Source organism: Litoribrevibacter albus, from assembly GCF_030159995.1.
In the GTDB taxonomy this organism is placed as follows: Bacteria; Pseudomonadota; Gammaproteobacteria; order Pseudomonadales; family Litoribrevibacteraceae; genus Litoribrevibacter; species Litoribrevibacter albus.
In genome coordinates, this window is sequence record NZ_BSNM01000015.1 from 25544 (window position 1) to 44689 (window position 19146).

The 19146-nt window shown below is 44.7% G+C and carries 19 protein-coding genes; 17 read left to right on the forward strand and 2 right to left on the reverse strand.

Features of this window, described 5'->3' with window-relative positions; genetic code table 11:
* Positions 1-22: 22 nt before the first annotated feature.
* Positions 23-1321 (forward strand): sensor histidine kinase, encoded by a 1299-nt coding sequence (locus QQL66_RS12690; protein ID WP_284381865.1) that lies wholly within the window; start codon positions 23-25, stop codon positions 1319-1321.
* 79 nt (positions 1322-1400) lie between these two features.
* Here QQL66_RS12690 and QQL66_RS12695 read toward each other — a convergent pair whose 3' ends face one another.
* Positions 1401-2150: an inositol monophosphatase family protein gene (locus QQL66_RS12695; protein ID WP_284381866.1), complete on the reverse strand. Its 750-nt coding sequence runs from the start codon at positions 2148-2150 to the stop codon at positions 1401-1403.
* Between the two features lie 308 nt (positions 2151-2458).
* Between QQL66_RS12695 and trmJ the strand changes: the two genes are divergently transcribed.
* The 14 genes from trmJ (at position 2459) to QQL66_RS12765 (ending at position 15283) form a co-directional block, all read left to right on the forward strand.
* Positions 2459-3235, forward strand: coding sequence for a tRNA (cytosine(32)/uridine(32)-2'-O)-methyltransferase TrmJ (gene trmJ, locus QQL66_RS12700; protein WP_284381868.1), 777 nt, complete (start codon positions 2459-2461; stop codon positions 3233-3235).
* A gap of 220 nt (positions 3236-3455) precedes the next feature.
* Positions 3456-4283, forward strand: coding sequence for a serine O-acetyltransferase (gene cysE, locus QQL66_RS12705; RefSeq protein WP_284381869.1), 828 nt, complete (start codon positions 3456-3458; stop codon positions 4281-4283).
* 270 nt (positions 4284-4553) lie between these two features.
* Positions 4554-5030: a Fe-S cluster assembly transcriptional regulator IscR gene (iscR, locus tag QQL66_RS12710; RefSeq protein WP_284381870.1), complete on the forward strand. Its 477-nt coding sequence runs from the start codon at positions 4554-4556 to the stop codon at positions 5028-5030.
* Between the two features lie 91 nt (positions 5031-5121).
* Positions 5122-6285 (forward strand): IscS subfamily cysteine desulfurase, encoded by a 1164-nt coding sequence (locus QQL66_RS12715; RefSeq protein ID WP_284381871.1) that lies wholly within the window; start codon positions 5122-5124, stop codon positions 6283-6285.
* Positions 6286-6407: 122 nt separating this feature from the next.
* Positions 6408-7844 (forward strand): Fe-S cluster assembly protein SufB, encoded by a 1437-nt coding sequence (gene sufB, locus QQL66_RS12720; RefSeq protein WP_284381872.1) that lies wholly within the window; start codon positions 6408-6410, stop codon positions 7842-7844.
* 41 nt (positions 7845-7885) lie between these two features.
* The gene (gene sufC / locus QQL66_RS12725; protein ID WP_431356916.1) at positions 7886-8626 is read left to right on the forward strand and encodes a Fe-S cluster assembly ATPase SufC; all 741 of its coding nucleotides are present in this window, start codon (positions 7886-7888) and stop codon (positions 8624-8626) included.
* A gap of 3 nt (positions 8627-8629) precedes the next feature.
* Positions 8630-10003 carry a Fe-S cluster assembly protein SufD gene (sufD, locus tag QQL66_RS12730; RefSeq protein ID WP_284381874.1) on the forward strand — a complete coding sequence of 458 codons (1374 nt, stop codon included), beginning with the start codon at positions 8630-8632 and terminating at the stop codon, positions 10001-10003.
* A complete protein-coding gene (locus QQL66_RS12735; protein WP_284381875.1) occupies positions 10000-11262 on the forward strand; it encodes an aminotransferase class V-fold PLP-dependent enzyme in 1263 nt (420 codons plus the stop codon). Before sufD ends, QQL66_RS12735 begins: the two co-directional genes overlap by 4 nt.
* Positions 11263-11326: 64 nt before the next feature.
* A complete protein-coding gene (locus QQL66_RS12740) occupies positions 11327-11680 on the forward strand; it encodes a HesB/IscA family protein (RefSeq protein ID WP_284381876.1) in 354 nt (117 codons plus the stop codon).
* 71 nt (positions 11681-11751) lie between these two features.
* Positions 11752-12285 carry a putative Fe-S cluster assembly protein SufT gene (gene sufT / locus QQL66_RS12745; RefSeq protein WP_284381877.1) on the forward strand — a complete coding sequence of 178 codons (534 nt, stop codon included), beginning with the start codon at positions 11752-11754 and terminating at the stop codon, positions 12283-12285.
* A 168-nt stretch (positions 12286-12453) separates the two neighbouring features.
* Entirely contained in the window at positions 12454-12879 is a 426-nt protein-coding gene (locus QQL66_RS12750; RefSeq protein ID WP_284381878.1) for a SufE family protein, read from the forward strand.
* A gap of 158 nt (positions 12880-13037) precedes the next feature.
* Positions 13038-13577, forward strand: a complete 540-nt coding sequence (locus QQL66_RS12755; RefSeq protein ID WP_284381879.1) for an Hsp20/alpha crystallin family protein — start codon at positions 13038-13040, stop codon at positions 13575-13577.
* 146 nt (positions 13578-13723) lie between these two features.
* Positions 13724-14530 carry a mechanosensitive ion channel family protein gene (locus QQL66_RS12760; RefSeq protein ID WP_284381880.1) on the forward strand — a complete coding sequence of 269 codons (807 nt, stop codon included), beginning with the start codon at positions 13724-13726 and terminating at the stop codon, positions 14528-14530.
* A gap of 309 nt (positions 14531-14839) precedes the next feature.
* Positions 14840-15283: a chemotaxis protein CheW gene (locus QQL66_RS12765; RefSeq protein ID WP_284381881.1), complete on the forward strand. Its 444-nt coding sequence runs from the start codon at positions 14840-14842 to the stop codon at positions 15281-15283.
* A 72-nt stretch (positions 15284-15355) separates the two neighbouring features.
* Here the strand turns inward: QQL66_RS12765 and QQL66_RS12770 are convergent, their stop codons facing one another.
* Positions 15356-17161 (reverse strand): flagellinolysin, encoded by a 1806-nt coding sequence (locus QQL66_RS12770; RefSeq protein ID WP_284381883.1) that lies wholly within the window; start codon positions 17159-17161, stop codon positions 15356-15358.
* 181 nt (positions 17162-17342) lie between these two features.
* Here QQL66_RS12770 and ndk point away from each other — a divergent pair, with 181 nt between their 5' ends.
* Positions 17343-17768: a nucleoside-diphosphate kinase gene (gene ndk, locus QQL66_RS12775; RefSeq protein WP_284381886.1), complete on the forward strand. Its 426-nt coding sequence runs from the start codon at positions 17343-17345 to the stop codon at positions 17766-17768.
* A 147-nt stretch (positions 17769-17915) separates the two neighbouring features.
* On the forward strand, positions 17916-19073 hold the full coding sequence (gene rlmN, locus QQL66_RS12780; RefSeq protein ID WP_284381888.1) for a dual-specificity RNA methyltransferase RlmN: 1158 nt from the start codon (positions 17916-17918) through the stop codon (positions 19071-19073).
* Positions 19074-19146: the final 73 nt, after the last annotated feature.

A 19146-nucleotide genomic window follows, 5' to 3' on the forward strand; every position in this document is an offset into this window, starting at 1 on the left:
TAATTCAATTTGGCGACTAACTATGCTCTACACCTTTATCACCACCTTGTTGGTCACGGCGGTGATGTCGGGTGTCTATTACTTTAGTGTCGGGCAGGTGGTTCGAGCACAAGAACGTAATTTTAGCGAAGCGGTGTTACAGCACCGATTGCTGTCTAAACAGTTGACGCTTGAGGAATATAAAATTCAGTTCACTCCTGAGTTTCAGTTGTCGGATACCCTTAGTTTTAGTTTCCAGTGGGGAGCAAACCCTTCCGAGATTGTTGGTCGCTTGTCTTTGATTCCCAGAGAAGTCGCCTCTTGCCCGCAAGTCTCCCAATTTCCTGTCTATCAGGCTCGTTATGGTGCAATAGAGATTCTAACTGGCTGTACCATTCCTGCTCATGATGGGCGAGTCTTAATCGCACAAAACCGCCAAGGCTTGGATCGTTGGCAAATGCTGTTTAAGAAAGCCAGCCTTTTCACCTTATGTGCGACTGTCTTGTTTGGCAGTATTTGTGGTTGGTGGTTCTCACGTAAGCTCATCCGTAAAGTGACTTTGTTTAATTATACGGTCTCGAAAGTTGAGCAAGGGGACATGACGGCACGAGTTCCGGAGCGTGACAATGGTGATGAATTTGATGAGATGGCTCAGCACATTAACCGGATGCTGAATCAATTGGAATCTACCTTCGAAACCATTCGTGGCACTACTGATGCCATCGCTCATGATCTTAGAACACCATTAAATCGGATGCGTTTGAAGTTGGAACGCTTAGTGTGTCTACCGGAGGGTGAGATCAAGGCAGATGAATTGGCTGATGTGTTGGCCGAGCTGGATACCGTCTTGTCGACCTTTAACTCGATGCTTGAATTAACCAGGCTAGAGCACGGTATTCTGAGTATGGATCATGAAGAAATTAATCTCAGATCTGTAGTGGAGGATGCGCTGGAATTGATCGAACCTTTTGTGGATGATCAGGGTCAGTCGATGACATCTCAACTAAATGATGTCTATCTTCATGGTGATCGTAATCTGCTCTTCCGAGCGATCTACAACCTTTTGGATAATGCTGTGAAATACTCAGGTTCTGAGGCTCAGATCGGAGTAACCTTAACTGATCAACAGTTAGTGATTGCTGACTCAGGGCCGGGCATTGCGCCGGATCAAATTGAGAAAGCATTTCAGCGATTGGGGCGTTTGGATTCCAGTCGCAGCCAGAAAGGCTATGGTTTAGGGTTGTCGATAGTTAAAGCGATTTTAAAACAGCAGGGTATGAAGATAGAGTTGAAGGATAACCAGCCAGGGTTAAAGGTTGTGATTTATCTTTCAAGGAAATAAGTAGAGATTAGAATAAAAAAACGGGCTGAAATGGCCCGCTTTTTTATTGCTGTTTGTTCTGCCGTAAATGCTGTTGAACTTAGCTTTTCAACGACTGAACAACTTGCTTGAAGATACGTGGACTTGCCACAAAAGTATCTTCACCAGGGCGTGGTGCACCCTTGGAATCACCAACCAATGCGCCGGCTTCTTTAGCAATCAGAATTGCAGCGTCCAACTTGGTTCTTGATCCTTTCACGATTGCCGCTTCAGTTTTGCCAGAAGCCGCATAGGCAATTGATAACAGTGGGCTGTCGATGTCACACAGCTGATAGCCTGTTGCGCTTAGCTTCTGAGCAGTTTCAAAGTTTGCGCTGTTTAGGAAGTTTCCTGATACCACTTTACCAGCAACTGAGAAGTTGTCAGAGAAACGGATACGGCGATCATTGCTCTGAGCACCACGACCTTTTGATGCAGTAAACTCTTCTTGTGTTGCTGGATTAATAATAACGGCGTGTTCAGCAACATCGCGGAAGTAGTAGGTCACAGCAAGTGCGTAACTTGGAATTTGTCGGATGTATTGACTTTGAGAGTCTAGAATTTGGATTTCCCAGCGGGATTGAGCGGCACTGTCACCAATCGCATCAAACTGACCCACGATGTAATGTTCTGGGTAGCTTTTAGCAAGTAGGCGAATAATCTGTTGTTCTGCATTGCGAAGATAGCTTGGCAGAATGGATGCAAGTGGTTTTCCTTCACGAATTTCGGAATCAAGACGATCCTGTCCAGACACAAGAGATTCAGCTGCGCGACGAGCCGCGCGCAGGGCATTATTCAGGTATGGGTGCATTGCGTATTCACCTGGTTGGTTAACAGTACTTTTAAAAGAGCGGAGTATTTAAACTCGGGACCCGGCAATATTTTGAGAGAGGAAAAGACTTACAGAAACTCCTGAGCTCTCGTTTCGTACATTGCCTGATCAAAATTTGGGCGCATTATATCAGAAGCGTTAAAAAGGTCTAGCGACTTTCGAGTAAAGGTTTTTATTCGAATGTATCTGTGGATTTGTTACACTGTCCGGCTTCTTTTACGTTGCATATTAGTTTTTAGTTACACGCAAGCAACGAGTCACATGCAAGCAATAAGGGGTTTAGCGTCATGACCGAACAAGATAAAGAGATAACGGCTTTGAGCTTTGATCTGCTATCAAATGTTCGTGTGGTGATGGTCAATACAACGCTTCCTGGCAACATTGGTTCTGCGGCAAGAGCAATGAAAACCATGGGTTTATCTGATTTGGTATTGGTTGATCCGAAAAAACCGATCAATGACGAGGCTGTGGCGCGTTCTTCTGGCGCAACCGATATTCTGGAAGCCGCGAGACAAGTTGCAACGCTGGATGAGGCTGTAGAGGATTGTAGCCTGGTGATCGGTACCAGTGCTCGTTCCAGAAGCATTCCTTGGCCATTGTTAAATCCTCGTCAATGTGCAGAACGAACTATTCTGACATCGAAACGTCAAAAAGTTGCAATAGTATTTGGTCGTGAGGATCGAGGATTAACGAATGAGGAACTGGCAAAGTGTCAGGCTCATGTTCATATCCCGACAAATCCGGATTACAGCTCGTTAAATATTGCATCGGCCATTCAGGTAATTTGTTACGAACTAAGAATGGCTGTGGAATCTGAAGTAAACCCGTCACCCGAATTTTGGGGGGTGGATTGGGATAAAGAATTGGCTTCGGCGCAAGAGATTGATGGCTTTATCAATCACCTGGAAACGGTAATGGTGGAATCAGAGTTTCTTGATCCTGAAAACCCAAGATATGTAATGACTCGGTTAAGACGTTTATTTAACCGAAGCTTACCTGATAAGGTAGAAATTAATGTATTGAGAGGTATCCTTTCCTCGATTTCGAGAAAAATGAAATCATAGAAATGGATAGCCCTGATGAGTGTTGATACGAAAGTATGTGTACACTTAGATAAGAGGTTGTGATTCATGAATATGAATCCGAACTAACTTCATTAAATGGTTATGTAGATATGCGCTTTATTAAACGACAGTTAATGATCAAGGAACGATGTTGTTGCTCTTAATTGATTTGAGAACCCGATTGAGTTTCCGTTAATTTAGATAAACAACAGAGAACATTATGTTTAAACGTTTAAAAGAAGATATCCGCAGCGTATTTGATCGTGATCCGGCCGCGCGTAATTCCTTTGAGATTCTGACTAACTATCCTGGCGTACATGCCATTTTGATGCATAGAGCGGCTCATGCTTTGTGGAAAAAAGACTTAAAACTGGCGGCGCGCAGCTTGTCGAGTTTCAGTCGTTTTGTCACAGGTATTGAGATTCACCCTGGTGCGACCATTGGTCGTCGTTTCTTTATTGATCATGGCATGGGCGTTGTGATTGGTGAGACGGCTGAGATTGGTGATGATGTAACTTTGTACCACGGTGTGACCTTAGGGGGGACGACGTGGAATAAAGGGAAACGTCATCCAACCTTGGAAGACGGAGTGGTTGTTGGCGCGGGTGCTAAGGTGCTTGGTCCGATTACGGTGCATAAAGGTGCCAAAATAGGGTCTAACTCGGTGGTCACCAAGGAAGTGCCTGAAGGCGCAACGGCAATCGGTATTCCTGGTCGTATCATCCGTAAGCAAGATGAAACAACGGATGAGGCAGAGCGTCAGCGTCGAGCAATGGCCGAGCGTATTGGATTTGTGGCTTATGGTGAAACTCAAAATGTGAATGACCCAATCGCCCAGTCAATTCGTGGTTTGTTAGATCATATTCTGGCTGTGGATCATAAGCTGGAGTCTATGTGCCAAGCACTTGAGAAACTTGATAGCAATTACCATGACGAAGCATTGCCTGAGTTGAACCCGGATGATTTTGCTGGTGTCACCAGTGATGACCGTCCGTCTGATGTGGTTGCTGAATTGTTATCTGAAGAGAATCGTAATAGTAACGATTAGTTATCTTTCTAAGGCGCTGAGTTCTTCAGCGCCTCATATCTGCCCTTTATCCCGTTTGTGTGTTGATTTCTGCTTGGCTAGTGACAATCGTGTTCTACGGCTGTACAATGCCGCGCATTCCTATTATGGCTGGATTCCCAGCAATTCTAAGCTTCATTCATTTCTTTTTGTCTAATAACCTAGTGTTTTGGTATGTCTTTTACTTGACTTAAATAGTCGGGTATTTATAATGATAGTCACTCTCGTGAACTGTAAATAGAGGTTGGTTCAATGCGTTTGACAACCAAAGGTCGTTATGCAGTAACGGCGATGCTTGATTTAGCACTTCATGCCGAAAAAGGTCCTATCAGTCTGGCTGACATTTCTCAACGTCAGGGCATTTCTCTTTCTTATCTTGAACAGCTTTTTGCCAAGCTTCGTCGAAGTGGCTTGGTAAATAGTGTGCGTGGTCCTGGTGGTGGTTACCGATTAAGTCGTGATGGTTCTGAGATCTTTGTGGCTCAAGTAATTGATGCCGTTAGTGAGACCGTAGATACCACTCGTTGTGGTGGCACTGGTGGTTGTCAGGATGGTGATCTCTGCCTGACTCATTATTTGTGGCAAGACCTCAGTGAACAGATTCATGAGTTTTTAAGTGGAATTTCACTGGCACAATTAGTGGCAAAAACTGAAGTGAGAGAAGTGGCTCAAAGACAAGATTTAAAACAGCGCCAAGGTATGCTGGATAACATTATTACGTCCATGTAAGCCATTGCGTTAAATTCTCTTTGATCATTTTAATGGGGTGCAGTAGTCACTGTGTCTAAGACCATTTTTCTTGTACAGGGTGTTTAGGTAAATGCGTACACCTATATATTTAGATTATGCAGCAACAGCTCCGGTCGATCCTCGGGTTGCTGAAAAAATGTATGATTGCCTGACGTTGGAAGGCAATTTCGGTAATCCTGCGTCTCGTTCTCATAAGTATGGTTGGTTGGCTGAAGAAGCTGTTGAGATCGCTCGCGGTCAGGTGGCGGATTTAATTAACGCCGATCCCAGAGAAATCGTTATTACCTCGGGTGCAACCGAATCGGATAACCTGGCATTGAAAGGTGCTGCTCATTACTTATCTTCCGAACAAGGTGGCGCCAAAGGTAAACATCTTATTACTTCTGCTTATGAGCACAAGGCTGTGTTGGATAGCTGTAAAGCGCTGGAAGCTGAAGGTTTTGAGATTACCTACATTAAGCCTACGTCTGACGGCTTGATTTCTGTAGAAGATATAAGCGCAGCTATTCGACCTGATACGCTGCTAGTTTCCGTTATGCATGTTAACAATGAGTTGGGCACAATTAATGATATTGCGGCCATTGGCCAGCTCTGTCGTTCGCGCTCTGTTTTGTTTCACGTAGATGCAGCTCAAAGCGTGGGTAAGATCCCTGTTGATGTGAAATCCATGAATGTGGATTTGATGTCGATTTCTGCTCATAAGCTCTATGGTCCAAAGGGTATCGGATGTTTATTTGTTCGTAGGGACCCTTCTGTTAAAATTCTCGCCCAAATTCATGGCGGTGGTCATGAACGTGGTATGCGCTCAGGTACTTTGGCTACCCATCAGATTGTAGGTATGGGTGAAGCGGCAGCCATCGCTTCGCGAGAACTGACTCAAGAAATGGAATACCTTACTGGATTACGAAATAAGCTCTGGCATGGTTTTCAGGCTTTAGATTGTGTGTCTGTTAATGGCACCTTAGATCGTCATATCCCAGGTATTTTGAATGTAAGTTTTTCCGGCGTGGATGGGGAAACCTTGTTGATGTCTTTGCATGACATCGCTGTAAGTACAGGCTCTGCGTGTACCTCAGCCACTGTTGAACCTTCTTATGTTCTGAAAACGTTAGGCCTGAACGATGAACTGGCTCATGCCTCGATTCGTTTTTCAATTGGTCGGTTTACCACAGAAGAAGAAATTGATTACACCGTTAACAAGGTTGTTGAGGTGGTGAGTCGCCTTAAAAGCTAAGGCGATTCAAAACGGGTCAGACATATAGGCCCACAGGAATATAAATTATTAATACTGATTGCTTTTAGGCGGTAGTTGAAAGCGACGCTTGATTAGGAATCCCTGCTGAGGGGAGTAGTTTGATGACTGAAGAAATTAACGAGTTAATCAAAAGTGAATACGAAGCTGGCTTTGTGACGGACATTGAGTCTGAGACATTGCCACCGGGTATCAATGAAGATGTTATTCGTTTTATCTCTAAGAAGAAAAACGAACCTGAGTGGTTGCTGGAATGGCGCCTGAAGGCTTTCAATGTATGGCAGGAGATGGATGAGCCTAAATGGGCCCATGTTCATTATCCTGAAATCGATTTCCAGGCGGTATCCTATTATTCTGCGCCGAAAAGCATGGATGACAAACCTAAGAGCCTGGATGAAGTTGATCCTGAATTGCTTCGCACCTATGAAAAGCTGGGTATTCCTCTTCATGAACAAGAGATCCTGGCCGGTGTTGCTGTGGATGTGGTATTTGATTCTGTTTCTGTTGCCACCACATTCCGTGAAAAGCTAAAAGAAGCCGGTGTGATTTTCATGCCAATCAGTGAAGCGGTGCATGAGCATCCTGAACTGGTTCAGAAATATCTTGGTAGTGTCGTTCCTCAGAAAGATAACTACTATGCCGCGTTAAACAGTGCGGTATTTAGTGACGGTTCATTCGTTTACATTCCTAAGGGCGTGCGTTGTCCGATGGAGTTGTCCACATACTTCCGCATTAACGAACAAAATACAGGTCAGTTTGAACGTACCCTAATTGTTGCGGATGAGGGAAGTCACGTCAGTTATTTGGAAGGCTGTACCGCACCGATGCGTGACGAAAACCAATTGCACGCAGCGGTGGTTGAGCTGGTTGCGCTGGATAACGCTGAAATTAAGTACTCTACCGTTCAGAACTGGTATCCGGGTGATGCTGAAGGTAAAGGTGGTATTTATAACTTCGTGACCAAGCGTGGTGTTTGTCATACCAATGCTAAGATTTCCTGGACTCAGGTAGAGACAGGTTCTGCAGTAACCTGGAAATACCCAAGCTGTGTATTGAAAGGCGATAACAGTATTGGTGAATTCTATTCCGTTGCTTTGACTAACAACTACCAGCAAGCGGATACGGGAACCAAGATGATTCACTTGGGCAAGAACACCAAGTCGACCATCATCTCAAAAGGTATTTCAGCCGGTAAAAGCCAGAACGCCTATCGTGGCTTGGTTCGTATGAACCCGGGTGCAGAAGGTGCTCGTAATTACACCCAATGTGATTCCTTATTGATTGGTGATAAGTGTGGTGCTCACACCTTCCCATACATCGAAAGTAAACACCCAAGCGCCGTTGTAGAGCATGAGGCGACGACATCTAAAGTGAGTGATGATCAGTTGTTCTTGTGTCAACAGCGTGGCATTGACGTCGAAAAAGCCGTTTCCATGATCGTGAACGGTTTTTGTAAAGAAGTATTCAAAGAGCTACCTATGGAATTCGCGGTTGAAGCAGGCAAGTTGCTTGAAGTCAGCCTAGAAGGTTCCGTAGGTTAATCTGGTTTGATGAAGAGATAGAGAGAATATTAATGTTAAGCATTAACGATTTGCAGGCAAAAGTAGAAGACAAAGACATTCTTAAAGGTCTGAATCTGGACATCAAACCAGGCGAAGTTCACGCGATTATGGGCCCGAACGGTGCTGGTAAGAGTACGTTGGGTAATGTGCTTTCTGGTCGTGAAGGCTATGAAGTGACGGGTGGTTCTGTTCAGTTTAAAGGTAAAGACCTGTTAGACATGGAACCAGAAGAGCGTGCTCGTGAAGGTTTGTTCCTTGCGTTCCAATATCCGGTTGAAATTCCGGGTGTATCGAATCTTGAGTTTTTGAAAGCATCTGTGGATGCGGTTCGTGAGCATCGTGGTCAAGAACCAATGGACTCTGTGAGCTTCATGAAGTTGGCTCGTGAGAAATGTAAAGCGGTAAATCTTGATCAGAACTTCCTTAAGCGCGGTGTGAACGAAGGTTTCTCCGGCGGTGAGAAGAAGCGTAATGAAATCATGCAGATGATGTTGCTTGAGCCGTCGGTTTGTATTCTTGATGAAACCGATTCAGGTTTGGACATCGACGCGTTGCAGGTGGTGGCTGACGGTGTGAATTCTCAGCGTAGCCCGGATCGTTCTTTCATCGTTGTAACTCACTATCAGCGTTTGCTTGATTACATTGTGCCTGACTATGTACACGTTTTGGCGGGCGGTAAGATTGTGAAGTCTGGTGGCAAAGAACTTGCGCTAGAGCTTGAAGAGAAAGGCTACAGCTGGATTGACGAAGAGGTCGCGTAAGTCATGACAGAAGCGGTAAATCAAACATTTGACTATGCAGCGCAAGCCGCTCAGTTTGCTGAGCAAACGTCTGCGCCTGCATGGCTGGATTCTTTAAAAGCTGAAGGTGTTAAAGCCTTTGGTGAATATGCCTGGCCAACTCGTAAAACAGAACATTGGAAATACACCAATTTGTCGGCGTTGACGAAAGCGAACTTTGCTCAAGCAGCGCCTGCAAATTCAGCCGACCTTTCTGAGGCAGTAGCAAAACCGTTATTCGATATTGAAGGCTTGGATGCGGCTCAATTGGTATTCATCAACGGTTCTTTCAGCAGTCATTTGTCGACTGGCATCGAAGAACTGAAGGCTCTGGATTCTGTTGAAGTGGTTCGTTTTTCAGAAGCTAATGAAGAGCAGCAGCAATCAATTACCTCTCATCTTGGATCGATTACTCTGAACGATCAGCATATGTTCAGTGCTTTGAATGCGGGTCAACTTGAAGATGGTGTGTTTGTTCGTTTTCTTAAAAATAAGAAAACAGACAAGGCGATTCAGGTTGTTCATTTGACGACCGCGCAAGATCAAGCGTTTTCAGTGAATGCCCGTTTGTTGGTTGTTTCTGAAACCGGTTCGCAAGGTGTTGTTGTTGAAAGCTTTGTATCGGATGACGAAAGTCAGTCTGCTTTGGTGAACAGTTTGACCGAGTGTAAGCTGGAGGATAACGCTAAGTTATTCCATTATCGCTTACAACTGGAGCAAGAAGACATCATTCACGTTGGCGGTATGCACGTTGCGCAGCAAGCTTCAAGTCAACTTGAAAGCTTTCATGTGGGGCTTGGCGGTAAAGTTAAGCGCGTAGATATCGTGGTGAATCATGAAGGTCCAGGTGCGCACTGTGATCTGAAGGGGGTTTATCTTCCTCAGAATAATCAGCATATCGATTATCACACCTGCATTGAGCACAAGGTTCCTCACTGTACAACGGATGAAGTATTCCGAGGCATCATTGCAGATCAAGCCAAGGCCGTATTTAACGGAAGAATTCATATTCATCCAGATGCACAGAAGACCTTGGCTGAATTAAATAACCGTAATTTGTTGCTATCGAACAAAGCGGAAATCAATACCAAGCCTGAGTTGGAAATTTACGCCGATGACGTGCGTTGTGCTCATGGTGCAACCATTGCTCAGTTGGATGAGAAGGCGATGAGCTACATGTTGTCTCGTGGTATTTCTCGTCAGGAAGCGGAAGTGATGTTGAGCTTCGGATTCATTAACGAGTTGTTGGATGATCTTGCTCATCACCCGATTCAGGAAAAATTACGCCCAATCCTTGCGCAATTATTCGATAAAGAGCGGTTTGGTAAAGATAAGTCATTAACAAGGCATATCGTATGACGACTGGTGTTGCAGAAGTAGTTGCTGAAGGCGCTTCAAAAGCGTTGGATTTGGAAACTATCCGTAAGGATTTTCCAATTTTAGATCAGCTGGTGAATGGTCATCCATTGGTGTATCTGGATAATGCAGCCACCACGCAGAAACCGAAAGCTGTGATGGATGCGCTGTCTAAGTACTATTCGAACGATAACTCCAATGTGCATCGCGGTGCACATGAGTTGAGCGATCGAGCGACTCAGGCATTCGAAGATGCTCGTGTTGTTGTTCAGAAATTCCTTAATGCTGAGGCCTCTGAAGAAATCATCTGGACGCGTGGTACAACCGAAAGCATTAACTTAGTTGCTCAGACCTTCGGTCTGGCCAATGTTAAAGCTGGAAATAATGTGATTATTTCAGCGATGGAGCATCACTCTAATATTGTGCCTTGGCAGATGTTGTGTGAGCGTACCGGAGCTGAGCTGCGAGTTATCCCTGTGAATGATCAGGGTGAATTACAGTTTGATGAGTTCTTGAAATTGTTGGATGCAGAAACTGCGTTAGTATCTGTAGTTCACGTATCGAACGCATTAGGTAGCATTAACCCAGTCAAGGAAATCATCGATGCAGCGCATCAGCAAAATGCCAAAGTATTGATTGATGGCGCTCAGGCTGTGGCGCATTGGGCTGTAGATGTTCAAGCGTTGGATTGCGATTTTTACGCGTTCTCAGGTCACAAGCTGTTTGGTCCAACTGGCATTGGCGTACTTTATGGTAAGAAAGCCCTGTTAGATGCAATGCCTCCGTATCAGTTCGGCGGCGAGATGATCGAGCAAGTGAGCTTCTCTGGCACCACTTTCAACAAGTTGCCGTATAAATACGAAGCTGGTACTCCAAACATTGCGGGTGCGATTGGTCTTGCCGCAGCGATCAAGTATTTGGAAGCCTTGGATCGTTCTGCGTTAGCAGCACACGAAGATGCACTTCTGGAGCACGCCAAGAAACGTGCAGCAGAAATTCCTGAAATTCAGCTAGTGGGCACTGCTGAGAAAAAAGCGAGTGTGTTGAGCTTCTTGATTAAAGGTGCACACCCACACGATGTGGGAACTTTGTTGGATCAGCAAGGGGTTGCGGTTCGTACCGGGCATCACTGTGCTATGCCGATTATGGATCAGTATTGCATTCCTGGAACGGTACGTGCGTCCTTTACCTTCTATAACACCATAGAAGAAGTTGATGCGCTGTTTGATGCCATCAATAAAGTGAAGATGTTTTTGTTATAAGCAACCTGAGGGTTGCGCTTGATTTGCTGTGTCTAATCAAGATTTAAATCAGAGATAAATATACATGACGGTTGAATCTTTTAACCCAGAAGATGCGGTATTAACAATTACAGACGCTGCGGCCAAGCATTTAGCGGGGCAAATTCAGCGAACTAAATCGGCAGGCATTCGTTTGGCTGTGAATGAAAGTGGCTGCTCCGGCTTTATGTATGAGTTAAATCTTACTTCAGACGTTCCGGAAGGCGATAAGGTGTTCAATCTGGCCGAAGGTGTCACCTTGTATGTGGCTGTGGATGCATTACCAATGGTGCAGGGCACCGAGATTGATTACCACACAGAAGGCTTGAACAGTACCATCAAGTTCAACAATCCAAACGCTAAGGCGCTTTGTGGTTGTGGTGAAAGCTTTACCGTTTAATGGCTGTTTTTAAATAGTCGGTTTCTGAGTGAGTGTAAGTTTCTGAATAGTAAGCACAGGTAGTAGGGTGTATGGAACGTAGAATGGTTGCCACTGTCCGTGATTGTCCAGCAAGACTGGTTCCGGCGGGCACAAAAATCAGTATTCCTTCGGGAACGTTTGTAACCATCACGCAAGCGCTCGGTGGAAACTATACGGTGACAGTTAATGGCAACATGGCTCGTGTTGATGGTACCGATGCTGATGCGCTCGGTTTGATTGCGGAAGAGCTGGAATTTTCTAATGTCTCTGACAACGTGATTCATGAAGATCATGTATGGCAAGCGTTAAAGACAGTGTTTGACCCTGAGATTCCTGTGAACTTGGTTGATTTGGGTTTGATTTATAACGTCTCTATCAATCAGGGCGAGAAAAAAGTTGTGATTGATATGACACTGACAGCACCTGGGTGCGGTATGGGCCCTGTGTTGGTAAGCGATGTTAAGTATCGAGTGGGCAAAGTTCCTAACGTAGATGACGTTGCGGTTGAGCTTGTTTTCGATCCTCCATGGCACAGAGACATGATGAGTGAAGAAGCGCAGCTCGAAACAGGTATGTTCTTTTAGTCTTAGTCAACTCAGCGTCTCGGTTGAGAACTCATTGAATGCAGAACGCTTTGAGATGGGTTGGGAATTAAGGGAGTAACACCCGGTGTTTTCCGGTACTCCCCTTGATAAACCGGGGAATAAAAGGTTAAATGCGCGCTCTGTGTAACGATTGATCAGGTTGTTTGTATGTCGAATCCATTTGGAACTGAAATTACCCCGGAAGAAATTGTAGATACGCTTGGCTTCTTTGATAGTTGGGAAGACAGATATCGCTACATTATTGATCTGGGTAAGCAGCTTCCTGAGATGGATGATGCTAAAAAGACAGACGACCGAATTGTTAAGGGCTGTCAGTCTCAGGTTTGGATTGATCACTGGTTGGAAGGCGATAAAATCATGTTGAGTGTTGATAGTGATGCTCATATTGTTCGTGGCCTTTTAGCCGTAGTTATGAGTGCCTATAACGGAAAAACTCCACAGCAAGTCCTGGATTTTGATATCGAGGCTTTCTTTAATGAGCTTGATTTAATCAAGCATCTTTCTCCTACGCGCGGCAACGGTTTGCGCTCAATGGTTCAGAAAATTCGTGAGTTGGCGACTACGCTAAGCTAACAAAAGCCCCTTTGTTCTCTATATTGACTTAGCTCAAAAAATGATCATTTAAGGTCGGGCGTTGGATTGAATTCTGTCGGTATTGAACCAATATCTATATCGACAGGAACACTCTCTGTTCCGCTTTCTTGAGTTAGTTAACTACATGGGGGTGGGTTATGGACCTTAAAAAACTTTCTCCTGCTAACTGGTTTAAAAATGAGCAGGAAGAGAAAAGTATTTCTTCTCAAACTGCATCATATAATCCTGTAACGCAGATGCATCAGGAAATGGATCGCATCTTTGATCAAGCCTTCAGAGGCTTTGGTTTTCCAACCTCTCGTTTATTATCTCAGCGCTGGCCTGAGTTAGGTGCTGATTTGGCGCAGGTGCTGAGACCTAACCTTGATATCAAGGAGGGGGATGACCATTTTATCGTCTCTGTTGAAATGCCGGGTGTTGAAAAGTCAGACGTGAACATTGAATTGAATGGTCACGACTTGATTATCAGTGGTGAGAAAAAGCAGGAAGAGACGAAAGAAAACGAAGGGTATCATTGTGTTGAAAGAAGTTATGGAAGTTTTCGTCGACTGCTTCACCTTCCTGAGTCTGCTGATCCGGAAACACTGAAAGCCAGTTTTGAAAACGGTGTGTTGTCGCTAAATGTGTCAAAAAGGATTGGCGAGCAGAATACCGGTCGAAAGATTGAGTTGGAGTAATAGATGGCGTAACTCATATTCCTTAAATAAAAAACGCCGGGCTTGTTCCCGGCATTTTTTATTTAAAAATTTTTTAGATACGATCTCGAAAAAATTACCTAAAATTAGATGTTTAATAAAATACAGAAATAGGGGAAGACTTGTAAATGGAGAATTTTTTCAGTGAGGTGGTACAGCCTTGGTCATACAAGCTGTTGATTGCCGTCGTTGTTTTTATTGTTGGTCGTATTCTGGTTAAAGTTGTGATGAGTATGGTGCGAGGCATCATGACTCGTGCAAAGACTGACGAAATCTTGGTGAACTTTGTTTCTTCAATTTTGAATATGCTGCTCATGCTGGTTGTGGTGGTTGTGTCATTGGATCAGCTGGGTGTGGATACAACTTCCTTGGTAGCCTTGGTTGGTGCAGCTGGTTTGGCTGTAGGTCTGGCGTTGAAAGATTCGCTTCAGAACTTTGCTGCAGGTGTGATGCTGGTGTTATTCAGACCGTTTAAAACAGGAGACTTTGTTGAGATCGCAGGAGTTTCTGGTGTGGTTGAAAAAATTACCATCTTCTCAACCTTGATTCGTACGGGAGATAACAAAGAAGTAATCGTTCCTAACGGCTCCATCTATTCCGGTACGATTATTAACTACTCGGCTAGAGACACACGTCGTATCGACTTGGTGGTTGGTGTGGACTATTCCAGTGACGTTCGTGAAGTTAAGCGTGTGTTAGAGGATATTTTGAATTCGCATCCCTTGGTGCTGAAAGATCCGGAACCTGTAGTGGCACTCGTGGAATTAGGCGATAGCAGTGTTAACTTCAACTTTAGACCTTGGGTTAAGACCGATGATTACTGGTCAGTGCGTGCAGAGTTATTAGAGCAGGTGAAACTGACGTTGGATGAACAGGGGATAGGCATTCCTTTTCCACAAATGGATGTTCATTTGTTTAAAGAGGCGGCTCAGTAACGGTTTTACCCATCTTTAACGTTTATTTCCATTTTTCTTGCGAATTTGAACTGTAGGATGGTTATTGAAATCTGGGAACCCCAAGTTTCCTACCCTTCGTTTTCTCAGGGCGATTTTATCGCCCTGAGCTTTTTTGCTTTTCTCTGTCCCTGCTTTTTAGTCTCAATATGCTAGTATTTATGCTAATGTTTTTAGTATTTTGTACGCTATAGCTATTAGTAATGTAAAAAACAGACGTGTTAAAACACATACTAGTCATTAAACGTAGCGATCAAAATTACCCGAAATTAATGAAAGGCACCGTACCAAATGAAGTGGATTACATTTTGTGTTGAAGACGAGGATTATTGTCATCAAGTCAGTTCAGTGAAAGAGGTACTTCGTTATGAAGAGCCTGTTCCTGTACCTGGTGCGCCGGATTTTGTGGCAGGGATCATTAATGTCCGTGGTGAAGTGATGGTAGTTTTGGATACCCGAATTATTATGGGATTGCCACCTTTTCAGATGACGGATGCCAGTCGAATCATTTGTCTGGAGTTACCAGAAGGTAATTTTGGGCTGCTTGTGGATTCTGTTTCAGAAATGATTGATTTTGAAGATTCGCAGCTTGACCAAGGTGCACAGCCAACCATTACTGGTTCGTCGATGATGATCAAGGGTACATACAAAGATGAGAAAGGGCTTAAGATTGCGATTGATGTGGATACTTTTGTTGCCAACTACATCGAAGAGCGTCAGGCGGCGTTAGCTTAATCAGACCCTTGTGAAGAAAAGAGCCGCGTGAGGCTCTTTTTTTATGTCTGAATTTATGGTGTTTGGAAGTTGTTAGCCCAGTAGTTGGAGTACCTGTTGTGGCCTGCTATTGGCTTGAGCGAGAACACTGAAGCCGGCCTGTTGTAGCACGGTGAGGCGGGAAAGCCTTGCGGTTTCGGCTGCATAGTCTGTATCCATTATTCTGGATCTGGCGCTCGTCAGGTTTTCTTTTTCGATTAACAGATAATTAATTCGAGCTTCGAGGCGATTTTGAGTGGCACCGAAATTGGCTCGTATGAAAGAGACTCGTTCAAGCGCCTCGTCGGCCCGAAGGATTACATCCAGAGGGTCTTTGCTGACACTTAGGCCGTCGAGTCCCAGCGCGGTAGTATTTGCACCGTACAGTCTGATTTCAAGACGATCAGATCTGGTCGCCCCCAGTTGAATGTTAATGCCTGAGAATGAATTATCATTGCGACTGGCCTTTACTGTAAAACCGGTTGGCCAAATTTCCTGCCAGTGTTCAAGGGGATCACTGTTGTAATCAATAGGGTCTTCAACTGCATCTTCTTGATCAATTGAGGGATTAGCCGGGCTTACATTGGAACCTTGAATTGAACCAGTGTCCGGGTCAGCGAGCTGGATTTGTTCGTCAAGGAAGTCAGCTCCGTTAGTATCAAAGTCTGATAAGAAGGTTGTTTCATCTGTGAAGGCGGCTCCGGTGAATCCGGCGCCGGAAACGTAGCCTCTGAGGCCACCAAGATCGGTGCTGACTTGACTGATGGCGTCATCCAGCGTGATGTTATTCGGATCTGATGACAGAACGGTCATTATGTCTTTTATGCCTTCCCCGCCTGCTGCGACAATTGAGTCGTGTAGATAGCGTACGGCAAGCGTTGCGGAGGAATATTCAGCGCTGCTACCTCCCCAGGTCGCGGGGGCTGTAGTGAATCCCTGAGAAATTAAGGCGGATGAGCTGCCAGCAGCGGCCAGATCTATGGAAATCCGTTCGTCTGCGCCATGAATAAATTCGGCAGCACCTTCTTTGAACCAGGTATTTAGTTCGCCCCAATTAGTGCTTACGGCCATAACCGCATGTGTCATTTCATGAGCAATGATTCGGTCATTATAGAAAGGCTCTGTACCGCCGTTGGGTAAATTGGCGGGCCGGAAATCTTCCATATCGATATAAAGCTCTACGCTTCCACTAACAGCGGGACCTGATGAACCAACCAGAGATTGTACATAAGCTGCTGTACCACCAGGACCGTCACTTTCAGGGTCGCCAGTGTCTGCCAGAAAAATTCCCAGCGTTTGGCCATCTCCGGTAAGGCCATAAAAGTCTGCAATCAGTTGTTCGGAAGATTCAAGCCAACCGGTAGTTAAACCAATCATGACAGCGGTTTTGGTTTCGTCGTCTTGAAGGGAAACAATGCCGTGACTTTGAAGGGGAGGGGCACTGTCATCGAGAAGATTGAGGCCATTAAAACGGGTGTGTTTGGCTGTGAAGTTAATGCTTTCTAATAGATATTCCACTTCGATCTGAAGTGCTTCTCGCTCGAAATCACTGTTGGTGCCGTTTGCAGCCTGAACAGCAAGTTCACGGATTCGTTGAATGTTTTCAGTAATACTTTCTAAGCCACCATCGGCTGTTTGGATGAGAGAAATACCATCGTTTGCGTTTCGAATGGCAGCAGTTGCTTCTCTGATGCCAGATTCCATGCGAGTGGAAATGGCAAGCCCGGCAGCATCGTCTGCAGCGCTATTAATTCGTAAGCCAGAAGAGAGTCTACGGAATACCGTACTCATTTCATTCTCGACACTGTTTAAATGCCGTTGAGTTCTTAAGGCTGCTATATTGGTATTGATTATCTGCATCGATGCTGTGTTTTTATCCCTTGTCAGAGAGTTATCGCCCGTGCTTTAGCAAACTTAAGTGTTTCTGGCTTCTTTGTTGCGATATTTGTTGTCTGTGTGGACTAGTAAATGAAACACTAACTAGCGTATAATCCGCCCGATTTTTTTATACAGCTAAACACACTTTTTGAGGAATAGTTCCATGGCGGTAGAGCGCACACTTTCTATTGTTAAACCAGACGCAGTTGGCAAAAACGTAATCGGTGAAATCCTTTCTCGTTTTGAGAAAGCAGGTCTACAAATCGTTGCTGCTAAAATGCTACAACTGGACGACGAAAAAGCTGGCGGTTTCTACGCTGAGCATAAAGAGCGTCCTTTCTTTAAAGATCTTGTTGAATTCATGACTTCTGGTCCTGTTGTTGTTCAGGTTCTTGAAGGTGAAGGCGCAATCGCTAAAAACCGTGACCTTATGGGTGCTACTAACCCACAAGAAGCTGAAGCTGGTACTATCCGTGCTGATTTCGCTCAGAGCATTGATGCAAATGCTGTACACGGTTCTGATTCAGCAGCGTCTGCTGAGCGTGAAATCGCTTACTTCTTCTCTGCAGAAGAAATCTGCGCTCGCTAAGTTTTAGCGAATGCAACATTAAGCCGAAGCCTGGTTGCTTCGGCTTTGTGCTTTCTAGATAATGGTCAACTAATTTCAAAGCACAACTTATTTTTCTCTTACAATTCGATTTATAGACCGTAAATCCTGGACTAAAGGTGAGTCATCATGAGTTCTGCAACTCCTGTTCAAAATACAGCCTCTCAAGTTATTACTACTGATAATCAATCTTCTGTTGAAAAAGTGAATCTTCTCGGACTATCCCTGGATAAGATGATTGCCTTTTTTGAAAGTATCGGTGAGAAAAAGTTTAGAGCCGTTCAAGTGATGAAGTGGATTCATCAGTACGGAATCGATAACTTTGATGACATGACGAACGTTGGGAAGGCGCTGAAAGCGAAGTTGCAAAAAGTCTCTGAGATTCGTCCTCCTGAAGTGGTTTATCACAACTTTTCCGATGATGGCACGCGCAAATGGGTTATTCGCGTTGAAGGTGGCAGTTGTGTTGAAACAGTTTTGATTCCAGCTGAAGGCAGAAATACGCTATGTGTTTCTTCTCAGGTCGGTTGTTCTTTGGATTGCAGCTTCTGTTCGACCGGTAAGCAAGGATTCCAGCGTAATCTTAGCGCAGCAGAAGTGATTGGTCAGTTATGGATTGCCTGTAAATCATTTGGCGAACGTGATCCTTCTAATCCGCGCCCTGTGTCTAATGTGGTTATGATGGGAATGGGTGAACCACTGCTTAACTTTGAGAATGTGGTTGACGCAATGTCATTAATGATGGAAGACAATGCTTATGGCTTGTCTAAACGTCGCGTGACTCTAAGTACTTCTGGTGTGGTCCCTGCATTACGTGAGTTGGGTGATCGAACAGACGTCTCTTTGGCTATTTCATTGCATGCGCCGAATGATGAATTGCGTAATGAATTGGTCCCGATTAATAAGAAATATCCAATCTCAATGTTGTTGGATGCTTGTCAGGAGTACCTCGACAAGTGTGACGACAAGCGAGGAATTACCATCGAATACACCATGATGGATGGAGTTAACGATACATTGATGCATGCTAAACAGTTGGCTAAAGTGTTGCGTCGTATTTCATGTAAGATAAACCTGATTCCGTTTAATCCGTTCCCGAATTCTGGCTATCAACGCTCCAAGCCAGAGGCTGTGAGTCAGTTCCATAGTTATTTGAATTCAGTCGGGATTGTGACAACGGTTCGATCAACTCGTGGTGATGATATTGATGCAGCCTGTGGTCAGTTGGTAGGTCAGGTTGAGGATAGAACTCGACGTAGTGCGAAATACGCAGAGGCAGCTCAATAGTCTTGGAAGTCGAATTAAATGGCCTTCATGGCTTATTTTGACTAGCAAGTGCGGTCGTCTAGCATTTAAACTG

Bases quoted from the DNA above. Each gene is read 5' to 3' on its own strand.
- QQL66_RS12695 (WP_284381866.1), bottom strand. From the start codon at position 2,150: ATGCACCCATACCTGAATAATGCCCTGCGCGCGGCTCGTCGCGCAGCT.
- iscR (WP_284381870.1), top strand. From the start codon at position 4,554: ATGCGTTTGACAACCAAAGGTCGTTATGCAGTAACGGCGATGCTTGAT.
- QQL66_RS12735 (WP_284381875.1), top strand. From the start codon at position 10,000: ATGACGACTGGTGTTGCAGAAGTAGTTGCTGAAGGCGCTTCAAAAGCG.
- sufB (WP_284381872.1), top strand. From the start codon at position 6,408: ATGACTGAAGAAATTAACGAGTTAATCAAAAGTGAATACGAAGCTGGC.
- trmJ (WP_284381868.1), top strand. From the start codon at position 2,459: ATGACCGAACAAGATAAAGAGATAACGGCTTTGAGCTTTGATCTGCTA.
- QQL66_RS12690 (WP_284381865.1), top strand. From the start codon at position 23: ATGCTCTACACCTTTATCACCACCTTGTTGGTCACGGCGGTGATGTCG.
- sufD (WP_284381874.1), top strand. From the start codon at position 8,630: ATGACAGAAGCGGTAAATCAAACATTTGACTATGCAGCGCAAGCCGCT.
- QQL66_RS12765 (WP_284381881.1), top strand. From the start codon at position 14,840: ATGAAGTGGATTACATTTTGTGTTGAAGACGAGGATTATTGTCATCAA.
- QQL66_RS12760 (WP_284381880.1), top strand. From the start codon at position 13,724: ATGGAGAATTTTTTCAGTGAGGTGGTACAGCCTTGGTCATACAAGCTG.
- ndk (WP_284381886.1), top strand. From the start codon at position 17,343: ATGGCGGTAGAGCGCACACTTTCTATTGTTAAACCAGACGCAGTTGGC.
- cysE (WP_284381869.1), top strand. From the start codon at position 3,456: ATGTTTAAACGTTTAAAAGAAGATATCCGCAGCGTATTTGATCGTGAT.
- sufT (WP_284381877.1), top strand. From the start codon at position 11,752: ATGGAACGTAGAATGGTTGCCACTGTCCGTGATTGTCCAGCAAGACTG.
- QQL66_RS12715 (WP_284381871.1), top strand. From the start codon at position 5,122: ATGCGTACACCTATATATTTAGATTATGCAGCAACAGCTCCGGTCGAT.
- QQL66_RS12740 (WP_284381876.1), top strand. From the start codon at position 11,327: ATGACGGTTGAATCTTTTAACCCAGAAGATGCGGTATTAACAATTACA.
- QQL66_RS12755 (WP_284381879.1), top strand. From the start codon at position 13,038: ATGGACCTTAAAAAACTTTCTCCTGCTAACTGGTTTAAAAATGAGCAG.
- QQL66_RS12750 (WP_284381878.1), top strand. From the start codon at position 12,454: ATGTCGAATCCATTTGGAACTGAAATTACCCCGGAAGAAATTGTAGAT.
- rlmN (WP_284381888.1), top strand. From the start codon at position 17,916: ATGAGTTCTGCAACTCCTGTTCAAAATACAGCCTCTCAAGTTATTACT.
- QQL66_RS12770 (WP_284381883.1), bottom strand. From the start codon at position 17,161: ATGCAGATAATCAATACCAATATAGCAGCCTTAAGAACTCAACGGCAT.